The sequence below is a fragment of the Caldimonas sp. KR1-144 genome (genome assembly GCF_049446155.1).
In the GTDB taxonomy this organism is placed as follows: Bacteria; Pseudomonadota; Gammaproteobacteria; order Burkholderiales; family Burkholderiaceae_C; genus Rivibacter.
In genome coordinates this window covers 521,041-539,212 of record NZ_JBMSEE010000002.1, presented here as the reverse complement: position 1 = coordinate 539,212, position 18,172 = coordinate 521,041, and the positions used below count along the sequence as shown (strand labels likewise).

Here is an 18,172-nt window from a genome sequence, read left to right as displayed (position 1 = left end):
CGGCCCGGCAGCCGGCCGGCCCGCGTCGCTCACTCACTGAGCGAGCGACGCCATGCCCGCCTACAAGTACGAAGCGCTCGACAACGCCGGCAAGACCGCGCGCGGCCTGATCGAGGCCGACAACGTCAAGGCCGCTCGCGCGCAGCTGCGCGGCCGCGCGCTGGTGCCGCTGGACGTCACGCTGGTACAGGCCGCCGCGGCCAACGATGCGCGCGCGCGCTTCGGCCGCCGCGTGTTCAGCGCCAGCGGCCTGGCGATCTGGACGCGCCAGCTCGCGGGCTTGGTGGCCGCCGGCCTGCCGCTCGAGCGTGCGCTCACCGCGCTGGCCGACGAATCCGAAGACCCGCGTCAGCGCGAACTGCTCGCCCAGCTGCGCGCCGAGGTCAACGCCGGCAGCCCGTTCGCCCGTGCGATGGCAGGCTCGCCGCGCGAGTTCGACGACGTCTACCGCGCGGTCGTCGCGGCCGGCGAGCAAAGCGGCCAGCTCGGCACGGTGCTCGAGCGCCTGGCCGACGACCTGGAAGAACGCCAGGCGCTGCGCGGCAAGCTGATCGGCGCGGCGCTGTATCCGGCGATCGTCTCGCTGGTCGCGGTGGTGATCGTGATCTTCCTGGTCACCTACGTCGTGCCGCAGGTCGCCAGCGTGTTCGCCGGCGGCAAGCGCGCCCTGCCCTTTCTCACCAGCGCGATGCTGGCGATCAGCAGCTTCGTTCGCAGCTGGGGCTGGCTGGTCGCGCTGGGCCTGGCTGGCGGCATCGGCGCGCTGATGTTCGCGCGCCGCAACGAGGGCTTTCGCGAGCGCTTCGACGCCTTCTGGCTGACCCTGCCGCTGATCGGCCGGCTCGCGCGCGGCTACAACGCGGCGCGCTTCGCCGGCACGCTGGCGATGCTCGCCAATGCCGGCGTGCCCATCCTCAAGGCGCTGCAGGCCGCGGCCGAAACGCTCAACAACCGCGCGATGCGGGCCGACGCGATGGCCGCGCTGGTGCAGGTGCGCGAAGGCGCGCCGCTGGCGTCGGCGATGGCGTCGAAGAAGCGCTTCCCGGGCCTGTTGGCGATGTTCGCGCGGCTTGGCGAACAGACCGGCCAGCTGCCGGTGATGCTGCAACGCGCCGCCAACCAGCTCGGCGCCGAGGTGCAGCGCCGCGCGATGGCGCTGGCGACGCTGCTCGAGCCGCTGCTCATCGTCGCGATGGGCGCGGTGGTGATGCTGATCGTGCTGGCGGTCTTGCTGCCGATCATTCAGCTGAATACTTGGGTGAAGTAGGCCCCCACGCTCGCTTCCGCTCGCTGCCCCCCGAGGGGGCGCTTGCTGCGGACCGGCGAAGCCGGATCCGCGCAAGACCTGGGGGCGGCCGCTGGACGCGGCGCCCTCTTTTCAGCTGGCTTCGGCCATCGCCTGGGCGAGGCGGATGCGTTGTTCGCCTTCTTCGGCGGGCAGCAGCCAGGTGTGCACGCTGCCCGGCAGCTTGCGCATGGCCTGCTGGTCGAGCTGGCCGACGAACTTCCAGCCTTGGGGCATCTTCACGAAGGTGAAGCCGGTCGGCAGGTCGACGTAGACGTCGAAGTCCTTCACGGGGGCGGCCTCGGGCTCGGCGGCACCGGCGGCGCCGGAGGCGATGAGGGCGGCACCGAGGGTCAGTTGGGCAATCAGCTTGAGCATGTCGATCTCCGTGGATTGATTCGTCGCGGACGCATCGGCGTCGTGAATCCAGTGTCGGCGGCGGATGTTTCAAGCGGGTATCGATGGGCAGCGGGCGTGTTGCAGGTCGCGCGGCAGCGGCCACAACAAATGAAACCGCTCGCGGCACCGCGCTGATACCGCCGCTTAGCACACTGCGGTCATGCGGCCTGCGCGGCCGCCCCACCCACGGAGACTTTCCGATGATGACGATCCGACAGATCGCCCTGGTGCGCGAGAGCTTCGCGACGCTGGCGCCGATCGCGCCCGAGGCGGCCGCCATCTTCTATCGCAACCTGTTCGCGCTCGATCCCAAGCTCAAGCCGAAGTTTCGCGGCGACATGGAAGCGCAAGGCGCCGCGCTGATGAACATGATCGCCTGGGCCGTCGGGCGCCTGGAGCGCGCCGAGGAGCTGCTGCCGGCCCTGCGCGAGCTCGGCGCGCGCCATGGCCGCTACGGCGTTCGCTCGGAGCACTATGCGACGGTCGGCGCCGCGCTGGTGCAAACGCTGGCCGAAGGCCTTGGCGAGGCCTTCACGAGCGAGGTCGGGTCCGCCTGGATCGAGATGTACGACCTGATCAGCGCGACCATGATGGCCGGCGCCGCGCACGAGGCGCTGGCGGCCTAAGCCGCCGCGGCGTCGAGCGAAGCCTGGACGCGCGCGACCAGGTCGCTCGGCGCGAAGGGCTTTTCGAGGCAGGCGCAGCCGGTCGACTCGAGGAACTCGCGCGAGCCGGGGCTCAGCGTGTCGCCGGTGACGAACACAATGTGCCGCGCGAGCTGCGGCTGCTGCTCGCGCAGCGCGCGCCACAGCGCGGCGCCGTCCATGCCGGGCATGCGCAGGTCGGACACCACCGCGTCGAAGCGCGCCTCGGCCGCGAGCGCGAGCGCGACCTCGCCGGACTCGGCGATCGCGACCTCGTAGTCCGCGGCTTCGAGCATCTCCTGCAGCAAGGCGGCGAGCTCGGGCTCATCATCGACGACGAGGATGCGCGCACGGATGCCCGAGCGGCTGTCCTGCGCATCGGGCTCGGCCAGCGGCGCGCGCTCGTCCGACGACGGCACCGGCACCCAGAAGCGGAAGCACGCGCCGCCATCGGGCTGCTCGGTCTCCAGGATCAGGTCGCCGCCGAACTCGCGCACCAGCGAGCGCGACACGCCCAGGCCCAGGCCGGTGCCGGTGCCCTCGGCCTTGGTGGTGAAGAAGGGATCGAAGATGCGCGATCGGATCTCGACCGGCACGCCGGGCCCGTTGTCGGCCACGCGCAGCCAGACGCCCGCGACGCGGCCCGGGCGCGGCTGCACCGCGCCGCTCTCGATGACGATGCGCCGCGGCGCCGGCTGGCTGCTGAGCGCCTGCTGCGCGTTGACCAGCAGGTTGAGCAGCACCTGGCCGAGTTGGTCGGGGTCGGCCAGCACGGCGGGCATGCCGTCGGCCAGCCGCAGCTCGACCTCGACACCGCCGGAGCGCAGGTTGTAGTGCAGCAGGTCGATCGCGCCGCGCACCATGTCGTTGAGCTGCACCTCGGCGCGCTGCGGCGCGCGCTGGCGCGCCATGCCGAGGAAGGTGCGCACGATGCGCCCGCAGCGCTCGGCCGCCTCGCGGATGCGCTGCGCGTCGGCGCGCAGCTCGGCGTCGTCGGCGCACTTGGCCTCCAGCAGGCTGGCGCGGCCCATCACGATCGCCAGCGGGTTGTTCAGCTCGTGCGCCACGCCGGCCAGCAGGCTGCCCATCGCGGTGAGCTTTTCGCTCTGGCGCAGCGCCTCGCGCTGGCGTTCGATCTCGTCGGCCTGGCGGCGCTGTTCGGTGAGATCGGAGATCGACGCGGTGTAGTGCGCGACACCGTGGACCATCGTGCGCCACAGCACCATCTCGATCGGGAATTCGCTGCCGTCGGCACGCAGCGCCTCGATCTCGATGCGGCGTCCGAGCACGCGCGGCGCGGCGCCGCCGCGCAGGCGCGCCATGCCGGCCGCGTGGGCGGCGCGATGGCGCGGCGGGATGATCACCTCGGCCACCAGGCGCCCCACAGCGTCGCCGCGCGCGACGCCGAACATCGCCTCGGCCGCCGGGTTGAACTCGACGATCACGCCGGCCTCGTCGGCCGAGACCAGCGCGGCCAGCGCGTGGTCGACGATCGCCGACTTGAGCGCCTCGGTGGCCTGCAGCCGCTCGACCTGCGCCTGCAGCTCGGCCTCGTGCTCCTTGAGCTCGGTGAGGTCGCGGCTCATCACGACGATGACCGACGGTTGGCCGGGCGCATCGACCGACACGCCGTAGGGCACCAGGTGCTCGCGCATGTAGCGCCGGCCCTGGCCGGCCAGTTCGGTCCAGCCCTCCCAGCGCACCGGCTCGCCGCGCCACAGGCGCTCGCGCGCCGGGATGTAGGTGTCGTAGGTGTCGCGGCCGATCACGTCGGCGATGTGGCGTCCGAGCACCTGCTTGGGGTGCAGTCCGGTGAAGGCGAAGAACTCGTGGTTCAGGTAGATGCAGCGCTCTTCGCGGTCGAGCACGATCACGCGCGCGGGCAGCGCGTCGAGCACCGCGCGCAGCAGGTCGCCGTCGGCCTGGTGCAGCAGCGAGTCCAGCGCGCCGGCGCCCGGAGGAGGGGGTGCTTCGAAATTCAATGGCTCCGTCAAACCAGGCCCTCCTTCGACGAAGCCGTCGCGCTCAACGCCCGGCCCCCGGCACGAACACGTAGCCGACATTGCGCACGGTCTTGAGCACTTCCGGCTTGTCGGGGTTGCGCTCGATCTTGCGGCGCAGCCGCATGATGCGCAGGTCGATCGAGCGGTCGAACACGTCCCAGCCGCGGTTGTGCGCCTGCTCCATGATCTGGTCGCGGTTGAGCGGCCGGTTCGGGTGGCGCGCGAACAGCGCGAGCAGGTCGAACTCGGACGCCGTGATCGGGATCTCGACGCCGTCGGCACCGACCAGGCGGCGCTCCTCCAGGTGCAGCAGGCAGGCGCCGAAGGGCACGCTGCGGCCATCGTGGCCACCGCTGGCCGCGGCGCCCGAGGCAGCAGCGGCGGGCGCGGCCGCGGCCAGGCGGCGCTGCAGGCTGCGCAGGCGCGCCAGCAGCTCGCGCAGGTCGAAGGGCTTGGGCACGTAGTCGTCGGCGCCGACCTCGAGGCCGACGACGCGATCGACGGTTTCGGCCGCGGTGGTCAGCATCACGATGCCGGTGGCCGGGTGGTGCTCGCGGATCCAGCGCGCCAGCGACAGGCCGTCTTCGCCGGGCATGTGCACGTCGAGGATGGCCAAGGTCGGTGGCGCCTCGGCGAAGCACTCGCGCGCGGCCTGCGCGTCGGCCGCGGTCGCGACCTCGAAGCCCTGGCGGCCGAAGTACTCGGCCAACAGGGTACGCAGCTCGGGTTCGTCGTCAACGGCCAGCAGTCGAGGCGTCATCGCAGAGGGCATGGGATGCGCGGCGATGCGCGCGATGGTATCCGCAGGCATGAAGGCGTTTCGAGCGGAAAACGCGGGAGGCAGGGAAAGCATCGCGCCACCCCGGCTCACAGGCCGTTGGCCGCGTAGGCCTCGTCGTCCAGCAGGTCCTCGGCGAACGCTTCGCTGCGCAGCCCGGGCGGCAGGCCCTCGAACGGTTCGGCCGCCAGCGGCCGGCGCGCCAGCAGCATCGGCAGCGCCGCCAGCACGGGGGCGTGGCTTCCCAAAGACGTCAGATTCGACAGCAACATGTCCATGATCGGCTCCTCGGATGACCGCAGTGCGTTCTCAGCGCGGCTCGCCGCGCCGCCCGGCCAGGAAGCCGGCGGCCGCCAGGCCGGCCAGCAGCAAGGCGCCCAGGCCGGGCTCGGGCAGTGCGAGCGGCGCTGCCGCCGGCTCCTGCGGCGTGGCCAGGACGAGCGCCAGGCCGCTGGCGGCCGCGACGAACATGGTGGCGGCGAGCAGGGTCGACTTCAGGTTCATGGTGGCGTCCTCGCGGTGGATTCAATGCCCCATGGTCGGCAGCGCGGGTATCACGCGCGCTGCAAGCGGCCGCGATCCGTGTTTCATTTGTTGCCTGGGTCGGCTGGCACGCTCCATGCACGCAACAGCAGTGGGTTCCCCGCTTTGTTCCCGTGACAGGCCTTGCTAGGCTTTTGCTGCAATGACCTGGAGCAGGTAGCTGATCGGAGGTGATGGGTCATGAGCAGCTCTGTCAATCAAGATTCCGGCCACGCCCTCGTTCCCGTGGCACCGGCCCCTCGCGGCGGCATCCCGATCGCGCAGATGCGCAACGTCTACCGCCTGCACGACGTCGAGCGCAGACTCGAGAAGCTGCCGGCCAAGGACCACGAGAGCCTGCGCGCCACCTACGAGCGCATGCTCGAGAAGGGTCCCGAGCGCTTCCAGGTCAAGCCTTCGGGCGTGCCCGCGATGGGCCATCTCTACGACGAGTTGCCCAACTTCCACGACGCGCTCGACGACCTGCGCCGGCAACTCGCGCTGTGCCACGACAGCCGCGACGCGCTGGAGATCACGCCGATGCTGCTGCTGGGACCGCCGGGCGTCGGCAAGACGCACTTCGCGCGCGAAGTGGCGCAATTGCTCGGCACCGGCATGGGCTTCATGTCGATGAGCTCGCTCACCGCCGGCTGGGTGCTGTCCGGCGCCAGCAGCCAGTGGAAGGGCGCGCGCCCCGGCAAGGTGTTCGAGACCCTGGTCGACGGCACCTATGCCAACCCGGTGATGGTGGTCGACGAGATCGACAAGGCCGGCGCCGAGCATGCCTACGACCCGCTGGGCGCGCTCTACAGCCTGCTCGAGCACGACACCGCGGAGTGCTTTACCGACGAGTTTGCCGAGGTACCGATCGACGCCAGCCAGGTGATCTGGGTCGCGACCGCCAACGATGCGCGCGCCATTCCCGACCCGATCCTCAACCGCGTCAACGTCTACGAGGTGCAGATGCCCGACCGCGACGCGGCTCGGCGCATCGCCGCCCAGCTGTACCGCGCCATCCGTGCCGACCACGACTGGGGCCAGCGATTTGCGCCCGAGCCATCCGACGCGGTGCTCGACGCGATGAGCGAGCTGGCGCCGCGCGAGATGCGGCGGGCGTGGATGACCGGCTTCGGCAACGCGCGGCTGGCGGGGCGCGACATGGTTCAGCCCGGCGACCTGCCGGAGAGCCACGCCGGCAAGCGCGCCCCCATTGGATTTGTGAACTGAGGGGCGACCGACCGGCTGCTCAGCGGCCCGCGGCATAACGCCGCAGGCCCTCGATATCGAGAACGGTGATCCCGCCACGCGCCTCGATGCGCAGCAGCCCGCGCTCCTGCAGCACGCCCAACACGATGTTGGCGCGCTGGCGCGAAAGGCCCGAGAGCAGGCCGATCTCCTGCTGGCTCAGGTCGACGTGCTGGCGCGGGTTGGGATAGAGGTCGGTGTTGAACAGCGTCGACAGGCAGTGCGCCACGCGCTCCTCGGCCGACAGCAGGCGGTCGACCTGCAGCATGCCGATGAACAGGCTCAGCCGCGCATTCATCAGGTGCTGCAGGTAGTGGTTGAACGGCAGGCTGTGATGACGCAGCCACTCGAAGGTGGACTGCGGCACCTGCACCAGGCGCGAGGGCCGCAGCGCGATCACGTCATAGCGGCGCGGCTCGCGCTTGAGCAACGAACCCTCGCCGTACCAGCCCTCGCCGTTGACGCCGGCCAGCGTGGTCACGCGCCCGTCCGGCGCGGTGACCGACATCTTCAGCAGGCCTTCGATCACGCCGCTCCAGTGGTCGACCACGGTCCCGGCGTGCGCGGCGTAGCCGCCGGCCGGCACCTGCTGTTCACGCGCCTCGCAGGCGACGCGCTCGAGCTGATCTTCGGTCAGCGCGCGGCCCCAGGTCGACGCCTGGAGCATCTCGAACATGGTGGCCAAGGCGGTGTCCTCGTCGAAACGTCGAACGCCACTGTAGTGCCGGCAGCCAGGCGAAAACGACAACGGCGGCGGCCTTGTCGGGCTGCCGCCGTTCGACGCTCGCGCTCCGGCGCTTACAGGCCGCTGCTGAAGCGGATGCCCTGCACCGGTCCGGCCGTCGGCGTGTTGCTGCCGGCGACGTAGAACGTGTAGGTGAAGCCGGCGCCGTCGGCGGTGACCTGCACGCGGTCGCCGTCCTTGTCGATGATCGAGAGCTGCCCGCTGGCCGGGACGCCGGTGCCGGTCACGTCAAACGGCACGTCCTGGCGCAGCGTGTAGCTGGCACCCGCGTGGTGCGCGATGCCGCCGAACGACAGCGTCTCGTGCGTGTCGGTGAAGGTGTAGGTGAAGCTGTGGTCCCAGGTCAGCGTGGCCTCCGGGGTCGTCGCGGTCATCGACTGGTAGGCGATGGCCAGGCTGACCGAGGCGCTGTTGGCCGACACCGAGATCGTCGCGCCGCCGTTGATGCGCAGATCGCTGCTGCCGAAGGCCGTGGCGGTCAGCGAGATCGCCGCCGACAGGGCGGTCTGCGATTCGCTGTACTGCGACACCACGAGTGCCAGCGAGCCGGTCACCGGCAGGCCACCCTCGATGCAGCCCTGTGAGGTCACGTCGACGCGGTCGCCCTTGGTGACCGCAGTGTCGCTGGCGAAGGTATCGGTGAAGACAAGCTGGCCGCCGCCCGAGCAGGCGATCGAGCTGGTCGAAGTGGCCAGCGCTGAGGGGCCGACGCTGCGCTGCATCAGGCGCCCGACCAGCGCGCGCTCGAGGCGGCCTTGCGGCAGCGTGAACGTGCCGCGTTGGGCGGCCGCCGCCGTCGCGCCGGAGCCGCCGCCCTGCGGCAGCGCGCCGGCGATCGTGCCGGCGAAATCGAGGCCGGTCATCACCGAGTCGACCACGCCGCCAGTGGTGGTGGCGTAGTTGGCGGCGGCCATGTCGCCGGTCGCGGCGGGGGTCGAGTCGTCGCTGCCGCCACCGCCGCCGCCGCACGCGGCAAGGGCCGCCAGGACGATCGGCGCGAGGGCAAGGCGCAGGAAGCGGGCAGTCATCAAAGCGGTCTCCGTTGCTTGAGGTCGAACTCCTCGGCGCATTCTTGCCTGCCGCCGACACGATGTTGCCGGCTCGTTGCGATACGCGTGGCGAATGTCACGCCCGCCCCGCGCTCGCGGGAACGCGGCGCCACACGCCACAATCGGGCATGCCTGTTTCGCTTGCCGGCCAGCTCGTCGTGGCCATCTCCTCTCGCGCCCTGTTCGATTTCGAAGAGGAGAACCAGGTCTTCGAAGCCAGCGACGACCGTGCCTACATGCGCTTGCAGCTCGAGCGCATCGACCGCCCGGCCAAGCCGGGCGTCGCGTTCTCGCTCGTGCACAAGCTGCTGGCGTTCAACTCGCCCGGCGCGCCGCGCGTCGAGGTGGTGATCCTGTCGCGCAACGACCCGGTCTCGGGCCTGCGCGTGTTCCGCTCCTGCGAGCGCTACGGCCTGCCGATCCAGCGCGGCGTGTTCACGCGCGGTGCCTCGCCATGGCGCTACCTGAAGCCGCTGAACGCCAACCTGTTCCTCAGCGCCAACGACGCCGACGTGCGCTCGGCGCTGGATGCCGGCTTCCCCGCCGCGCGCGTGCTGCCGCATGCCGCGCGTGCGACCGATGCGCATCCCAACGAGGTGCGCATCGCGTTCGACGGCGATGCCGTGCTGTTCTCCGACGAAGCCGAGCGCGTGTTCCAGGCCGATGGCCTCGACGGCTTCCAGCGCCACGAGGCCGAGCGCGCCGCGAGCCCACTGCCGGCCGGCCCGTTCAAGCCGCTGCTCGAGGCGCTGCAGCGCCTGCAGCGCGAAGGCACGGAGGAGATGCGGCTGCGCACCGCCCTCGTCACCGCCCGCAGCGCGCCCGCCCACGAGCGCGCGATCCGCACGCTGATGGACTGGGAGATCGAGGTCGACGAGGCGATGTTCCTCGGCGGCCTGTCCAAGGGCGAGTTCCTGCGCGAGTTCGAGCCCGACTTCTTCTTCGACGACCAGACCGGCCACGTCGAAGGCGCGGCCCCGCACGTGCCGGCGGGGCACGTGGCGGCCGGCGTGGCCAACCCGGCCTGAGCGCAGGCTAGAGGCTGCCGGCCAGCTCGCGCGCACCGGCGCGGCGCTGCAGCCCTGCCAGGTCGAGCACGCGCACCCCGCGGTATTCGACGCGGATCAGGCCCTCGTTTTCGAGCGCCTGCAGTGCCTTGTTCACGCGCTGGCGCGACAGCCCCACCAGGTAGCCCAATTCCTGCTGCGTGATGCGCAGCAGGCTTCCAACGCCGGGATAGAGCACCGGGTGGAACAAGGCGCCCAGGTTGCGTGCGACGCGCGAATCCGGGTCGGTCAGGCGGTCGATCTCGCGCGCGGCGATGAACTGGCCCAGCCGCTCGTTGAGCTGCTGCAGGATGAAGCGGTTGAAGCCGATGCTGTACTCGAGCAGCTCGTGGAAGGTGTCGACCGGAATCCCCGCCACCAGGCTGGTGCGCAGGGCCTCGATGTTGTAGCGATAGGGCTCGCGCTTGAGCACCGTGCCCTCGCCGAACCAGCCGCCCGGCGGCATGCCGGCGAATGTGACGGGCATGCCGTGGGCGCTGTCGTTGCTCATCTTGAGCAAGCCGTCGATCAGTCCGAACCAGAAGGTCGGCGCGCGCCCCACGCGGCAGATCACTTCGCCCGGCATCACCTCGACCACGCGCATCGCGTCTTGCGCGAGCGTTCGGTGCTCGGGTTCGAGGCGGCTCAGCCAGGGCACGCAAGCGAAATCGGCAGCCGATGCGTGCCGCGACCGGGCCTGCAGAGGATGAACGCCGGATGCCTGCGTTGGCATCGATGTGCTCGCTGTGGTCATCGGGTGACTCCCGCTGGATCCGGTGGGACACGCGAACGAAAGTACTGCGGGAAACTCCCCTCCGGTCTGGTACCTAAATTGTCCTTGCAACGACAACCCAGCGTCAAACTTCTCCCTAGCATCCGCCCCAGACATCAGAAGAAGACCGAGCCTGAACTCAGGCCACGGCTCACAGGCGAAGGAGACTGCGGTGAAGACGACGTTTCCCCGGCTCTTGCTCGAGCATGCGCAGCGGCGTCCCGGCGCCGCGGCATTGCGTGAGAAGGAGTACGGCATTTGGCAGACGCTGACTTGGTCCCAGCTGGCCGAGTTGGTGCGCGCGCTGGCCGGTGGGCTGGCCGCTGCCGGTCTGCAACGAGGCCAGCACCTGGTCGTGGTGGGCGAGAACCGCCCGCGCCTGTACGCATCGATGCTGGCCGCGCAAGCGCTTGGCGCGGTGCCGGTTCCGCTGTACCAGGATGCGGTCGCCGCCGAGTTCGTGTTCCCGCTCACCAACGCCGAAGTCGGCTTCGCTGTGGTCGAGGACCAGGAGCAGGTCGACAAGCTGCTGGAGATCCGCCCGCAGTGCCCGGCGCTGACACGCATCTGGTTCGACGATCCGCGCGGCCTGCGCAAATACGATGAGCCCGGCCTGGCCTCGCTCGACGCGCTGATCGAAGCCGGTCGCGCCTTCAATGCGCAGCATCCCGGCCATGTCGATGCCGAGATCGCCAAAGCCCAGCCGCACGATGTCGCCGCGATGTTCTTCACGTCGGGAACGACGGGCAACCCGAAGGGCGTGGTCCACACGCACCACAGCCTGCTCGACCGCGCGGCGGCCGGCCAGCGCTTCGACAAGCTCACCGAGCGGGAAGAGGTGCTCGCCTACCTGCCGCCGGCGTGGATCGGGCAGAACACGTTCAGCTATGCGCAGTGGCTTGCTTGCGGCTACGTGGTCAATTGCCCGGAGAGCGCCAGCACGGTGTCGATCGACCTCAAGGAGATCGGGCCCACCTACTACTTCGCGCCGCCGCGCGTCTTCGAGGGGCTGCTCACCAGCGTGATGATCCGCATGGAAGACGCCGGGCGCTTCAAGCGCTGGCTGTTCAAGAGCTTCATGTCGGTCGCCAAGCGCATCGGCCCGTCGCTGATGGACGGCAAGCCGGTCCCCGCCTTCGACCGCGCGCTCTACGCCTTGGGCAACCTGTGCATCTACGGGCCGCTGCGCAACACCCTGGGCCTGTCGCGCGTGCGCGTGGCCTACACGGCCGGCGAGGCGATCGGCCCGGACCTGTTCACGTTCTACCGCTCAATCGGCATCAACCTCAAGCAGCTGTACGGGTCGACCGAAACCGCGGTCTTCGTGTGCCTGCAACCCGATCACGAGGTGAAGGCCGACACGGTCGGCGTGCCGATCGACGGCGTGGAGATCCGCGTCGACGACAGCGGCGAGATCTTCGTTCGCTCGCCCGGCCTGCTGCAGTCGTACTACAAGAACCCCGGTGCGACGGCCGAGGTGCTCGACCGCGACGGCTGGTACCGCACCGGCGACGCAGGCTTCCTCGACGCCGGCGGCCACCTGAAGATCATCGACCGCGCCAAGGACGTCGGCCGACTGGCCAACGGCTCGATGTTCGCGCCCAAGTACATCGAGAACAAGCTCAAGTTCTTTCCGCACATCAAGGAGGCCGTCGCCTTCGGCCACCAGCGCGACCGCGTGTGCGCGTTCATCAACATCGACTTCGAGGCCGTGGGCAACTGGGCCGAAAAGCGCAACCTGCCCTACGCCGGCTATACCGACCTGGCAGGCAAGCCCGAGGTCTACCAACTCGTGCGCGAATGCGTTGAGCAGGTCAATGCCGATCTCGCCACCGACGAACGCCTGGCCGGCTGCCAGATCAGCCGCTTCCTGGTGCTCCACAAGGAGCTCGACGCGGACGACGGCGAACTCACCCGTACGCGCAAGGTGCGCCGCGGCCACATCGCGGACAAGTACGCCGTGCTGATCGACGCGCTCTACGCCGGCAAGTCCGAGCAGTACATCGAAACCCAGGTCAAGTTCGAGGATGGGCGCACCGGCATGGTCGCCGCCACGCTGCACATCGTCGACACCAAGACCTTCGAACCCGTCAGGAGGGCCGCGTGATGGAAGGCAGCGTCGCATTTGCGCAGCCGACGGCTGCCGGCAAGCGCCATACCGGGGACGTGATCCTCGACGTGCGCAACATCTCTCTGGCCTTCGGCGGCGTCAAGGCGCTGACCGACATCAGCTTCAACGTTCGCGAGCACGAGATCCGCGCGATCATCGGCCCCAACGGCGCCGGCAAGAGCTCGATGCTCAATTGCATCAACGGCGTGTACCAGCCGCAGCAGGGTTCGATCACCTTCCGCGGCCAGACCTTCAAGCACATGAACTCGCGCCAGGTGGCCGAGATGGGCTTCGCGCGCACGTTCCAGAACCTGGCCCTGTTCAAGGGCATGAGCGTGCTCGACAACATCATGACCGGCCGCAACCTGCGCATGAAGAGCAACATCTTCCTGCAGGCACTGCGCATCGGCCCGGCCGAGCGCGAGGAGATGGCGCACCGCGCCTTCGTCGAGCACATCATCGACTTCCTCGAGATCCAGGCCTATCGCAAGACGCCGGTCGGCCGCCTTCCCTACGGTCTGCAAAAGCGCGTCGACCTGGGCCGTGCGCTGGCGATGGAGCCGAAGGTCCTGCTGCTCGACGAGCCCATGGCCGGCATGAACGTCGAAGAGAAGCAGGACATGTGCCGCTTCATCCTCGACGTCAACGACGAATTCGGCACCACGATCGTTCTGATCGAGCACGACATGGGCGTGGTCATGGACATCAGCGACCGCGTCGTCGTCCTCGACTACGGCAAGAAGATCGGCGATGGCACGCCCGACGAAGTGCGCAGCAACGAAGAAGTGATCCGTGCCTACCTCGGCACGTCGCACTGACATCCATGCCGCGGCGGTCCAGAACGCGCAGTTGAAGGTACGACGATGGGATTCTTTCTCGAGACACTCTTTGGCGGCCTGATGGCCGGCATGCTGTATTCGCTGATCGCGTTGGGCTTCGTGCTCATCTTCAAGGCCAGCGGCGTGTTCAATTTCGCGCAGGGCGCGATGGTGCTGTTCGCCGCGCTGGCCATGGCCCGCTTCTCCGAATGGCTGCCGGGCTGGTTCGGCTTCGAGAGCAAGGTACTCGCGAACGTGCTCGCGTTCTTCGCGGCGATGGTCGTCATGGTGGCCGTGGCCTGGCTCATCGAGCGCCTGGCGCTGAGCAAGTTGGTCAACCAGGAGGGCATCACCTTGCTGATGGCCACGCTGGGCATCACCTACTTCCTCGACGGCTTCGGCCAGACCCTTTTCGGCAACGACATCTACAAGATCGACGTCGGCATGCCGAAGGACCCGATCTTCCTGTTCGAGAACGTCTTCCAAGGGGGCGTGCTGATCAACAAGGAAGACCTCTATGCCGCACTCATCGCAGCCGCCCTCGTCGCGCTGCTGACGGTGTTCTTCCAGAAGACTGCCACCGGGCGGGCGCTGCGCGCCGTGGCCGACGATCACCAGGCGGCGCAGTCGATCGGCATCCCGTTGTCGCGCATCTGGGTGATCGTCTGGTCAGTGGCCGGCTTCGTCGCGTTGACGGCCGGCATCATCTGGGGCTCCAAGCTCGGCGTGCAGTTCTCGCTGTCGCTGGTCGCGCTCAAGGCGCTGCCGGTGGTCATCCTCGGCGGATTGACGTCGGTGCCCGGCGCCATCATCGGCGGGCTGATCATCGGTGTCGGCGAAAAGCTCAGCGAGATCTACCTCGGCCCGATGATCGGCGGCGGCATCGAGATCTGGTTTGCCTATGTCCTGGCGCTCGTGTTCCTGCTTGTGCGCCCGCAGGGACTGTTCGGCGAAAAGATCATCGATCGCGTCTGAGCACAGAAGGAAGACGACATGCTCTACCGCGAAAACGGTCAGTTCAAGACCACCTACCGAGCCGACCAGCAGATCTTTCCGATCCTGCAGGACCGCATCGCGATCGCGCTGCTGCTGCTCTTCGCATTCATCGCCGTGCCGCTGATCGCGCCGGAGTACCTGTTTCGGGCCGTGCTGATCCCGTTCCTGGTGCTGTCGCTGGCGGCGCTGGGCCTGAACATCCTCGTCGGCTATTGCGGGCAGATCTCGTTGGGCACCGGCGCCTTCATGGCCGTGGGCGCCTATGCGGCCTACAACTTCAACGTCCGCATCGAGGGCATGCCGCTCATCGCGTCGCTGCTGCTGGGGGGACTGTGCAGCACGATCGTGGGTGTCATCTTCGGCATCCCGTCACTGCGCATCAAGGGCCTGTATCTCGCGGTGGCGACCTTGGCGGCGCAGTTCTTCGTCGACTGGGCCTTCCTGCGCATCCAGTGGTTCACGAACAACTCGGCCTCCGGCTCGGTCAGCGTGAGCGGCCTGCAGGTATTCGGCATGCCGATCGAGACGCCGGTGCAGAAGTACTTGTTCTGCCTGAGCTTCGCGGCCGTGTTCGGGTTGCTGGCGAAGAACCTCGTTCGCGGCCACATCGGACGCGAATGGATGGCCATGCGCGACATGGACGTGGCCGCCGCGGTGATCGGCATCCGGCCGGTCTACGCCAAGCTCACCGCGTTTGCCGTCTCGAGCTTCATCGTGGGCGTGGCCGGCGGCTTGTGGGCCTTCGTGCACCTGGGCTCGTGGGAGCCGGCCACGTTCTCCATCGATCGCTCCTTCCAGCTGCTGTTCATGGTGATCATCGGCGGGCTCGGATCGATCATGGGCAGCTTCTTCGGCGCGGCCTTCATCGTCTTGCTGCCGATCGTGTTCGACAACCTGCCGTATTGGTTCGGCGTTCCCATCGATACGGCGATGGCCTCCCACCTGACGTTCATGATCTTCGGCGCGCTGATCGTGTTCTTCCTGATCGTCGAGCCTCACGGGCTGGCGCGTCTTTGGTCGACCGCCAAGGAGAAGCTGCGCCTTTGGCCATTCCCGCATTGAAGCAGCGCACGGAGTATTGACCCGCACCGCAGAGTGCACCCAACCCCACCCCAGGAGGTAGACATGAGATTGAAGTCGTATGTACTAGCTGCGGTTGCCGCCGTGAGTGCGGTGCTCGCCGCACCCTCAGTGCATGCCCAGGCCAAGGAGCAGTTCTTTCCGCTCCTCGTCTATCGCACCGGCCCCTATGGCCCGAACGGCACGCCGTGGGCCAATGGCAAGCAGGACTACCTCAAGATGATCAACGCCCGCGATGGCGGCATCAACGGGGTGAAGGCGGTGTTCGAGGAATGCGAGACCGGCTATGCCACCGATCGCGGGGTCGAGTGCTACGAGCGGCTCAAGAGCCGTCCGGGCGTGACGCTGTTCGACCCGCAGGCTACAGGCATCACCCTCGCACTGACCGAAAAGACGGCTTCCGACAAGATCCCATTGATGCACCTGGGCTATGGCCGGCCTGAATCGGCCGATGGCCTGGCCTTCCCGTGGAACTTCCCGCTGATGGGGAGCTACTGGACCGCGGCCGACGTGCTCATCCAGCACATCGCCAAGCGCGAGGGCGGCTTCGACAAGCTCAAGGGCAAGAAGATCGCGCTCGTCTATCACGACAGCCCCTACGGCAAGGAGCCGATTCCGCTGCTCAACGAGCGCAGCAAGATGCACGGCTACGACCTGCAGCTGATTCCTGTCACGCCGCCTGGCGTCGAGCAGAAGGCGGCCTGGCTGCAAGTCCGCCAGAGCCGGCCCGACTACGTGCTGTTGTGGGGCTGGGGCGTCATGAATTCGACTGCCCTGAAAGAGGCACAGGCCACCGGCTATCCGCGCGAGAAGATGTACGGCGTGTGGTGGGCCGGTGCCGAGCCGGACGTCAAGGACGTCGGCGAAGGTGCCAAGGGCTACAACGCGCTGAACCTCAACACCTCGGGCACCCAGCCCAAGGTCATCCAGGACATCCTGAAGTACGTGCATGACAAGGGCCAGGGCACCGGTCCGCGCGACGAGGTCGGCTCCGTGCTCTACACGCGCGGCGTCATCATCCAGATGCTGGCGGTCGAAGCCGTGCGTCGCGCCCAGGAGCGATTCGGCAAAGGCAAGGTCGTCACCAGCGAGCAGGTGCGCTGGGGCCTCGAGAACCTGTCGCTCGACCAGAAGAAGCTCGACGCACTCGGCTTCGCCGGCGTGATGCGTCCCCTGCAGACTTCCTGCGGCGACCACATGGGCTCGACCTGGGTGCGCGTTCACACCTGGGACGGCAGCAAATGGAGCTTCTCGTCCGACTGGTACGAGGCCGATCAGTCGATCATCAAGCCGATGATCAAGACCGCCGCTGACAAGTACCTCACCGAGAAGAAGAACACGCGCCGCACGCCGGAAAACTGCCAGTCCTGATTCATCGATTTCGCAAAGGACTCCACTGCTCGGTCCGGGCCGCGATCCGCGGTCCGGTTCCAGAGCGAAGCCCGTGGACGCGGGTTTCGCTCTGCAAGAGGCGAAGGCCATGTCGAACATTCTTCTCAACGTCAACGGCATCGAGGTGATCTACAACCATGTGATCCTCGTGCTCAAAGGGGTGTCGTTGCAGGTCCCTGAGGGCAGCATCGTCGCCCTGCTCGGCGGCAATGGCGCCGGCAAGACGACCACCTTGCGCGCCGTCTCGAACCTGCTGGCAGGCGAGCGTGGCGATGTCACCAAGGGTTCGATCGAGCTGCGCGACGAGCGCATCGAGAAGCTCTCGCCTGCCGACCTGGTACAGCGCGGCGTCGTGCAGGTGATGGAAGGACGCCATTGCTTCGCGCACCTCACGATCGAAGAGAACCTGATGACCGGTGCCTACACGCGCCGCGACGGCAGGCAGGCGGTCGCCGAGACGCTCGAGAAGGTCTATGCCTACTTTCCGCGGCTCAAGACGCGACGGCAATCGCAAGCCGCCTACACCTCGGGCGGCGAGCAGCAGATGTGTGCCATTGGACGCGCGCTGATGGCCAATCCGAAGATGGTGCTGCTCGACGAGCCGTCCATGGGCCTGGCCCCACAGATCGTCGAAGAGGTGTTCGAGATCGTGCGTGACCTGAATACCAAGGAGAAGGTCACCTTCCTGCTCGCCGAACAGAACACCAACATCGCGCTGAAGTATGCCGACCACGGCTACATCCTCGAAAGCGGCCGCATCGTGATGGATGGCGCCGCGAAGGACCTGCGCGAGAACGAAGACGTCAAGGAGTTCTACCTCGGCGTGGGCGGCAACGACCGAAAGAGCTTCCGCGACGTGAAGAGCTACAAGCGGCGCAAGCGCTGGCTCGCCTGATGTGCGGTGGCAGTGCCATGAGCCGCGGAATCGACCATCAGGAGCGTTCGGGGAAGCCCGGTGTGGAGGGCTCGCCATGAGCGACGACGACTTCTTCGCGCCGCCGCCGTTCAAGCCTGAAGACGGGCTCGAGCGCATCCGGCGCGCGTTGCGCGACCTTCGCAGCCTGACCGAGCGCGGCGCCGCCCGCTTCGACTGGAAAGGCATGCCCGTATTCGAGGCGGCCGTCGACGGCAAGCTGGTACGCGTGCGAGTCGCCAAGCGTCCGCAGCGTACGCCCGAGTGGGACGTCACGACACTGACCAATGGTGCGGACGTCCGCCATTTCATCGACGACTTCAAGCGCCGCTTCGAACGATGGGGCGAGGAGTAGCCGATGCACGAGCCTTACCC

Annotated in this window: 19 protein-coding genes; 11 read left to right on the top strand and 8 right to left on the bottom strand. The window is 68.2% G+C overall.

What is annotated here, in order from left to right; translation table 11 throughout:
* Positions 1-52 precede the first annotated feature (52 nt).
* The gene (gene gspF, locus ACO2TI_RS06600) at positions 53-1,267 is read left to right on the top strand and encodes a type II secretion system inner membrane protein GspF (protein ID WP_423282911.1); all 1,215 of its coding nucleotides are present in this window, start codon (positions 53-55) and stop codon (positions 1,265-1,267) included.
* A 111-nt stretch (positions 1,268-1,378) separates the two neighbouring features.
* On the opposite strand, the gene ACO2TI_RS06595 is transcribed toward gspF, so the two are convergent.
* Positions 1,379-1,663, bottom strand: a complete 285-nt coding sequence (locus ACO2TI_RS06595; RefSeq protein ID WP_423282910.1) for a hypothetical protein — start codon at positions 1,661-1,663, stop codon at positions 1,379-1,381.
* A 221-nt stretch (positions 1,664-1,884) separates the two neighbouring features.
* Here ACO2TI_RS06595 and ACO2TI_RS06590 point away from each other — a divergent pair, with 221 nt between their 5' ends.
* Complete coding sequence (locus tag ACO2TI_RS06590; protein WP_423282908.1) at positions 1,885-2,310, top strand: globin domain-containing protein; 426 nt, start codon at positions 1,885-1,887, stop codon at positions 2,308-2,310.
* Here ACO2TI_RS06590 and ACO2TI_RS06585 read toward each other — a convergent pair.
* From ACO2TI_RS06585 to ACO2TI_RS06570, 4 genes are read right to left on the bottom strand one after another with little or no spacing between them, the layout of a single operon-like run.
* On the bottom strand, positions 2,307-4,322 hold the full coding sequence (locus ACO2TI_RS06585; RefSeq protein WP_423282907.1) for a PAS domain S-box protein: 2,016 nt from the start codon (positions 4,320-4,322) through the stop codon (positions 2,307-2,309). The two genes, ACO2TI_RS06590 and ACO2TI_RS06585, sit on opposite strands and share 4 nt — an antisense overlap.
* Before the next feature lie 31 nt (positions 4,323-4,353).
* Positions 4,354-5,142 (bottom strand): response regulator, encoded by a 789-nt coding sequence (locus ACO2TI_RS06580; RefSeq protein WP_423282905.1) that lies wholly within the window; start codon positions 5,140-5,142, stop codon positions 4,354-4,356.
* A gap of 56 nt (positions 5,143-5,198) precedes the next feature.
* Complete coding sequence (locus ACO2TI_RS06575) at positions 5,199-5,387, bottom strand: hypothetical protein (RefSeq protein ID WP_423282904.1); 189 nt, start codon at positions 5,385-5,387, stop codon at positions 5,199-5,201.
* Positions 5,388-5,418: 31 nt separating this feature from the next.
* Positions 5,419-5,613 (bottom strand): hypothetical protein, encoded by a 195-nt coding sequence (locus ACO2TI_RS06570; protein ID WP_423282903.1) that lies wholly within the window; start codon positions 5,611-5,613, stop codon positions 5,419-5,421.
* Between the two features lie 219 nt (positions 5,614-5,832).
* On the opposite strand from ACO2TI_RS06570, the gene ACO2TI_RS06565 reads away from it, so the two are divergent.
* Positions 5,833-6,858 (top strand): AAA family ATPase, encoded by a 1,026-nt coding sequence (locus tag ACO2TI_RS06565; protein ID WP_423282902.1) that lies wholly within the window; start codon positions 5,833-5,835, stop codon positions 6,856-6,858.
* A 19-nt stretch (positions 6,859-6,877) separates the two neighbouring features.
* Here ACO2TI_RS06565 and ACO2TI_RS06560 read toward each other — a convergent pair whose 3' ends face one another.
* Together ACO2TI_RS06560 and ACO2TI_RS06555 are read right to left on the bottom strand one after the other, a co-directional pair.
* Complete coding sequence (locus ACO2TI_RS06560) at positions 6,878-7,552, bottom strand: Crp/Fnr family transcriptional regulator (RefSeq protein WP_423283326.1); 675 nt, start codon at positions 7,550-7,552, stop codon at positions 6,878-6,880.
* Positions 7,553-7,674: 122 nt separating this feature from the next.
* The gene (locus ACO2TI_RS06555) at positions 7,675-8,649 is read right to left on the bottom strand and encodes a hypothetical protein (protein WP_423282901.1); all 975 of its coding nucleotides are present in this window, start codon (positions 8,647-8,649) and stop codon (positions 7,675-7,677) included.
* Between the two features lie 149 nt (positions 8,650-8,798).
* Between ACO2TI_RS06555 and ACO2TI_RS06550 the strand changes: the two genes are divergently transcribed.
* Entirely contained in the window at positions 8,799-9,698 is a 900-nt protein-coding gene (locus ACO2TI_RS06550; protein WP_423282899.1) for a 5'-nucleotidase, read from the top strand.
* A gap of 7 nt (positions 9,699-9,705) precedes the next feature.
* Here ACO2TI_RS06550 and ACO2TI_RS06545 read toward each other — a convergent pair whose 3' ends face one another.
* Positions 9,706-10,449, bottom strand: a complete 744-nt coding sequence (locus ACO2TI_RS06545) for a Crp/Fnr family transcriptional regulator (protein WP_423282898.1) — start codon at positions 10,447-10,449, stop codon at positions 9,706-9,708.
* Between the two features lie 211 nt (positions 10,450-10,660).
* Here ACO2TI_RS06545 and ACO2TI_RS06540 point away from each other — a divergent pair, with 211 nt between their 5' ends.
* The 7 genes from ACO2TI_RS06540 (at position 10,661) to ACO2TI_RS06510 (ending at position 18,152) form a co-directional block, all read left to right on the top strand.
* On the top strand, positions 10,661-12,595 hold the full coding sequence (locus tag ACO2TI_RS06540; RefSeq protein WP_423282897.1) for an AMP-binding protein: 1,935 nt from the start codon (positions 10,661-10,663) through the stop codon (positions 12,593-12,595).
* The gene (locus ACO2TI_RS06535; RefSeq protein WP_423282895.1) at positions 12,595-13,416 is read left to right on the top strand and encodes an ABC transporter ATP-binding protein; all 822 of its coding nucleotides are present in this window, start codon (positions 12,595-12,597) and stop codon (positions 13,414-13,416) included. The genes ACO2TI_RS06540 and ACO2TI_RS06535 overlap by 1 nt, the downstream gene beginning before the upstream one ends.
* Before the next feature lie 45 nt (positions 13,417-13,461).
* Complete coding sequence (locus ACO2TI_RS06530) at positions 13,462-14,391, top strand: branched-chain amino acid ABC transporter permease (protein ID WP_423282893.1); 930 nt, start codon at positions 13,462-13,464, stop codon at positions 14,389-14,391.
* 18 nt (positions 14,392-14,409) lie between these two features.
* The gene (locus ACO2TI_RS06525) at positions 14,410-15,474 is read left to right on the top strand and encodes a branched-chain amino acid ABC transporter permease (protein WP_423282892.1); all 1,065 of its coding nucleotides are present in this window, start codon (positions 14,410-14,412) and stop codon (positions 15,472-15,474) included.
* A 63-nt stretch (positions 15,475-15,537) separates the two neighbouring features.
* On the top strand, positions 15,538-16,863 hold the full coding sequence (locus ACO2TI_RS06520) for an ABC transporter substrate-binding protein (RefSeq protein ID WP_423282890.1): 1,326 nt from the start codon (positions 15,538-15,540) through the stop codon (positions 16,861-16,863).
* Between the two features lie 109 nt (positions 16,864-16,972).
* Positions 16,973-17,779 (top strand): ABC transporter ATP-binding protein, encoded by an 807-nt coding sequence (locus tag ACO2TI_RS06515; RefSeq protein WP_423282888.1) that lies wholly within the window; start codon positions 16,973-16,975, stop codon positions 17,777-17,779.
* 76 nt (positions 17,780-17,855) lie between these two features.
* Positions 17,856-18,152 carry a hypothetical protein gene (locus ACO2TI_RS06510; RefSeq protein ID WP_423282886.1) on the top strand — a complete coding sequence of 99 codons (297 nt, stop codon included), beginning with the start codon at positions 17,856-17,858 and terminating at the stop codon, positions 18,150-18,152.
* Positions 18,153-18,172: the final 20 nt, after the last annotated feature.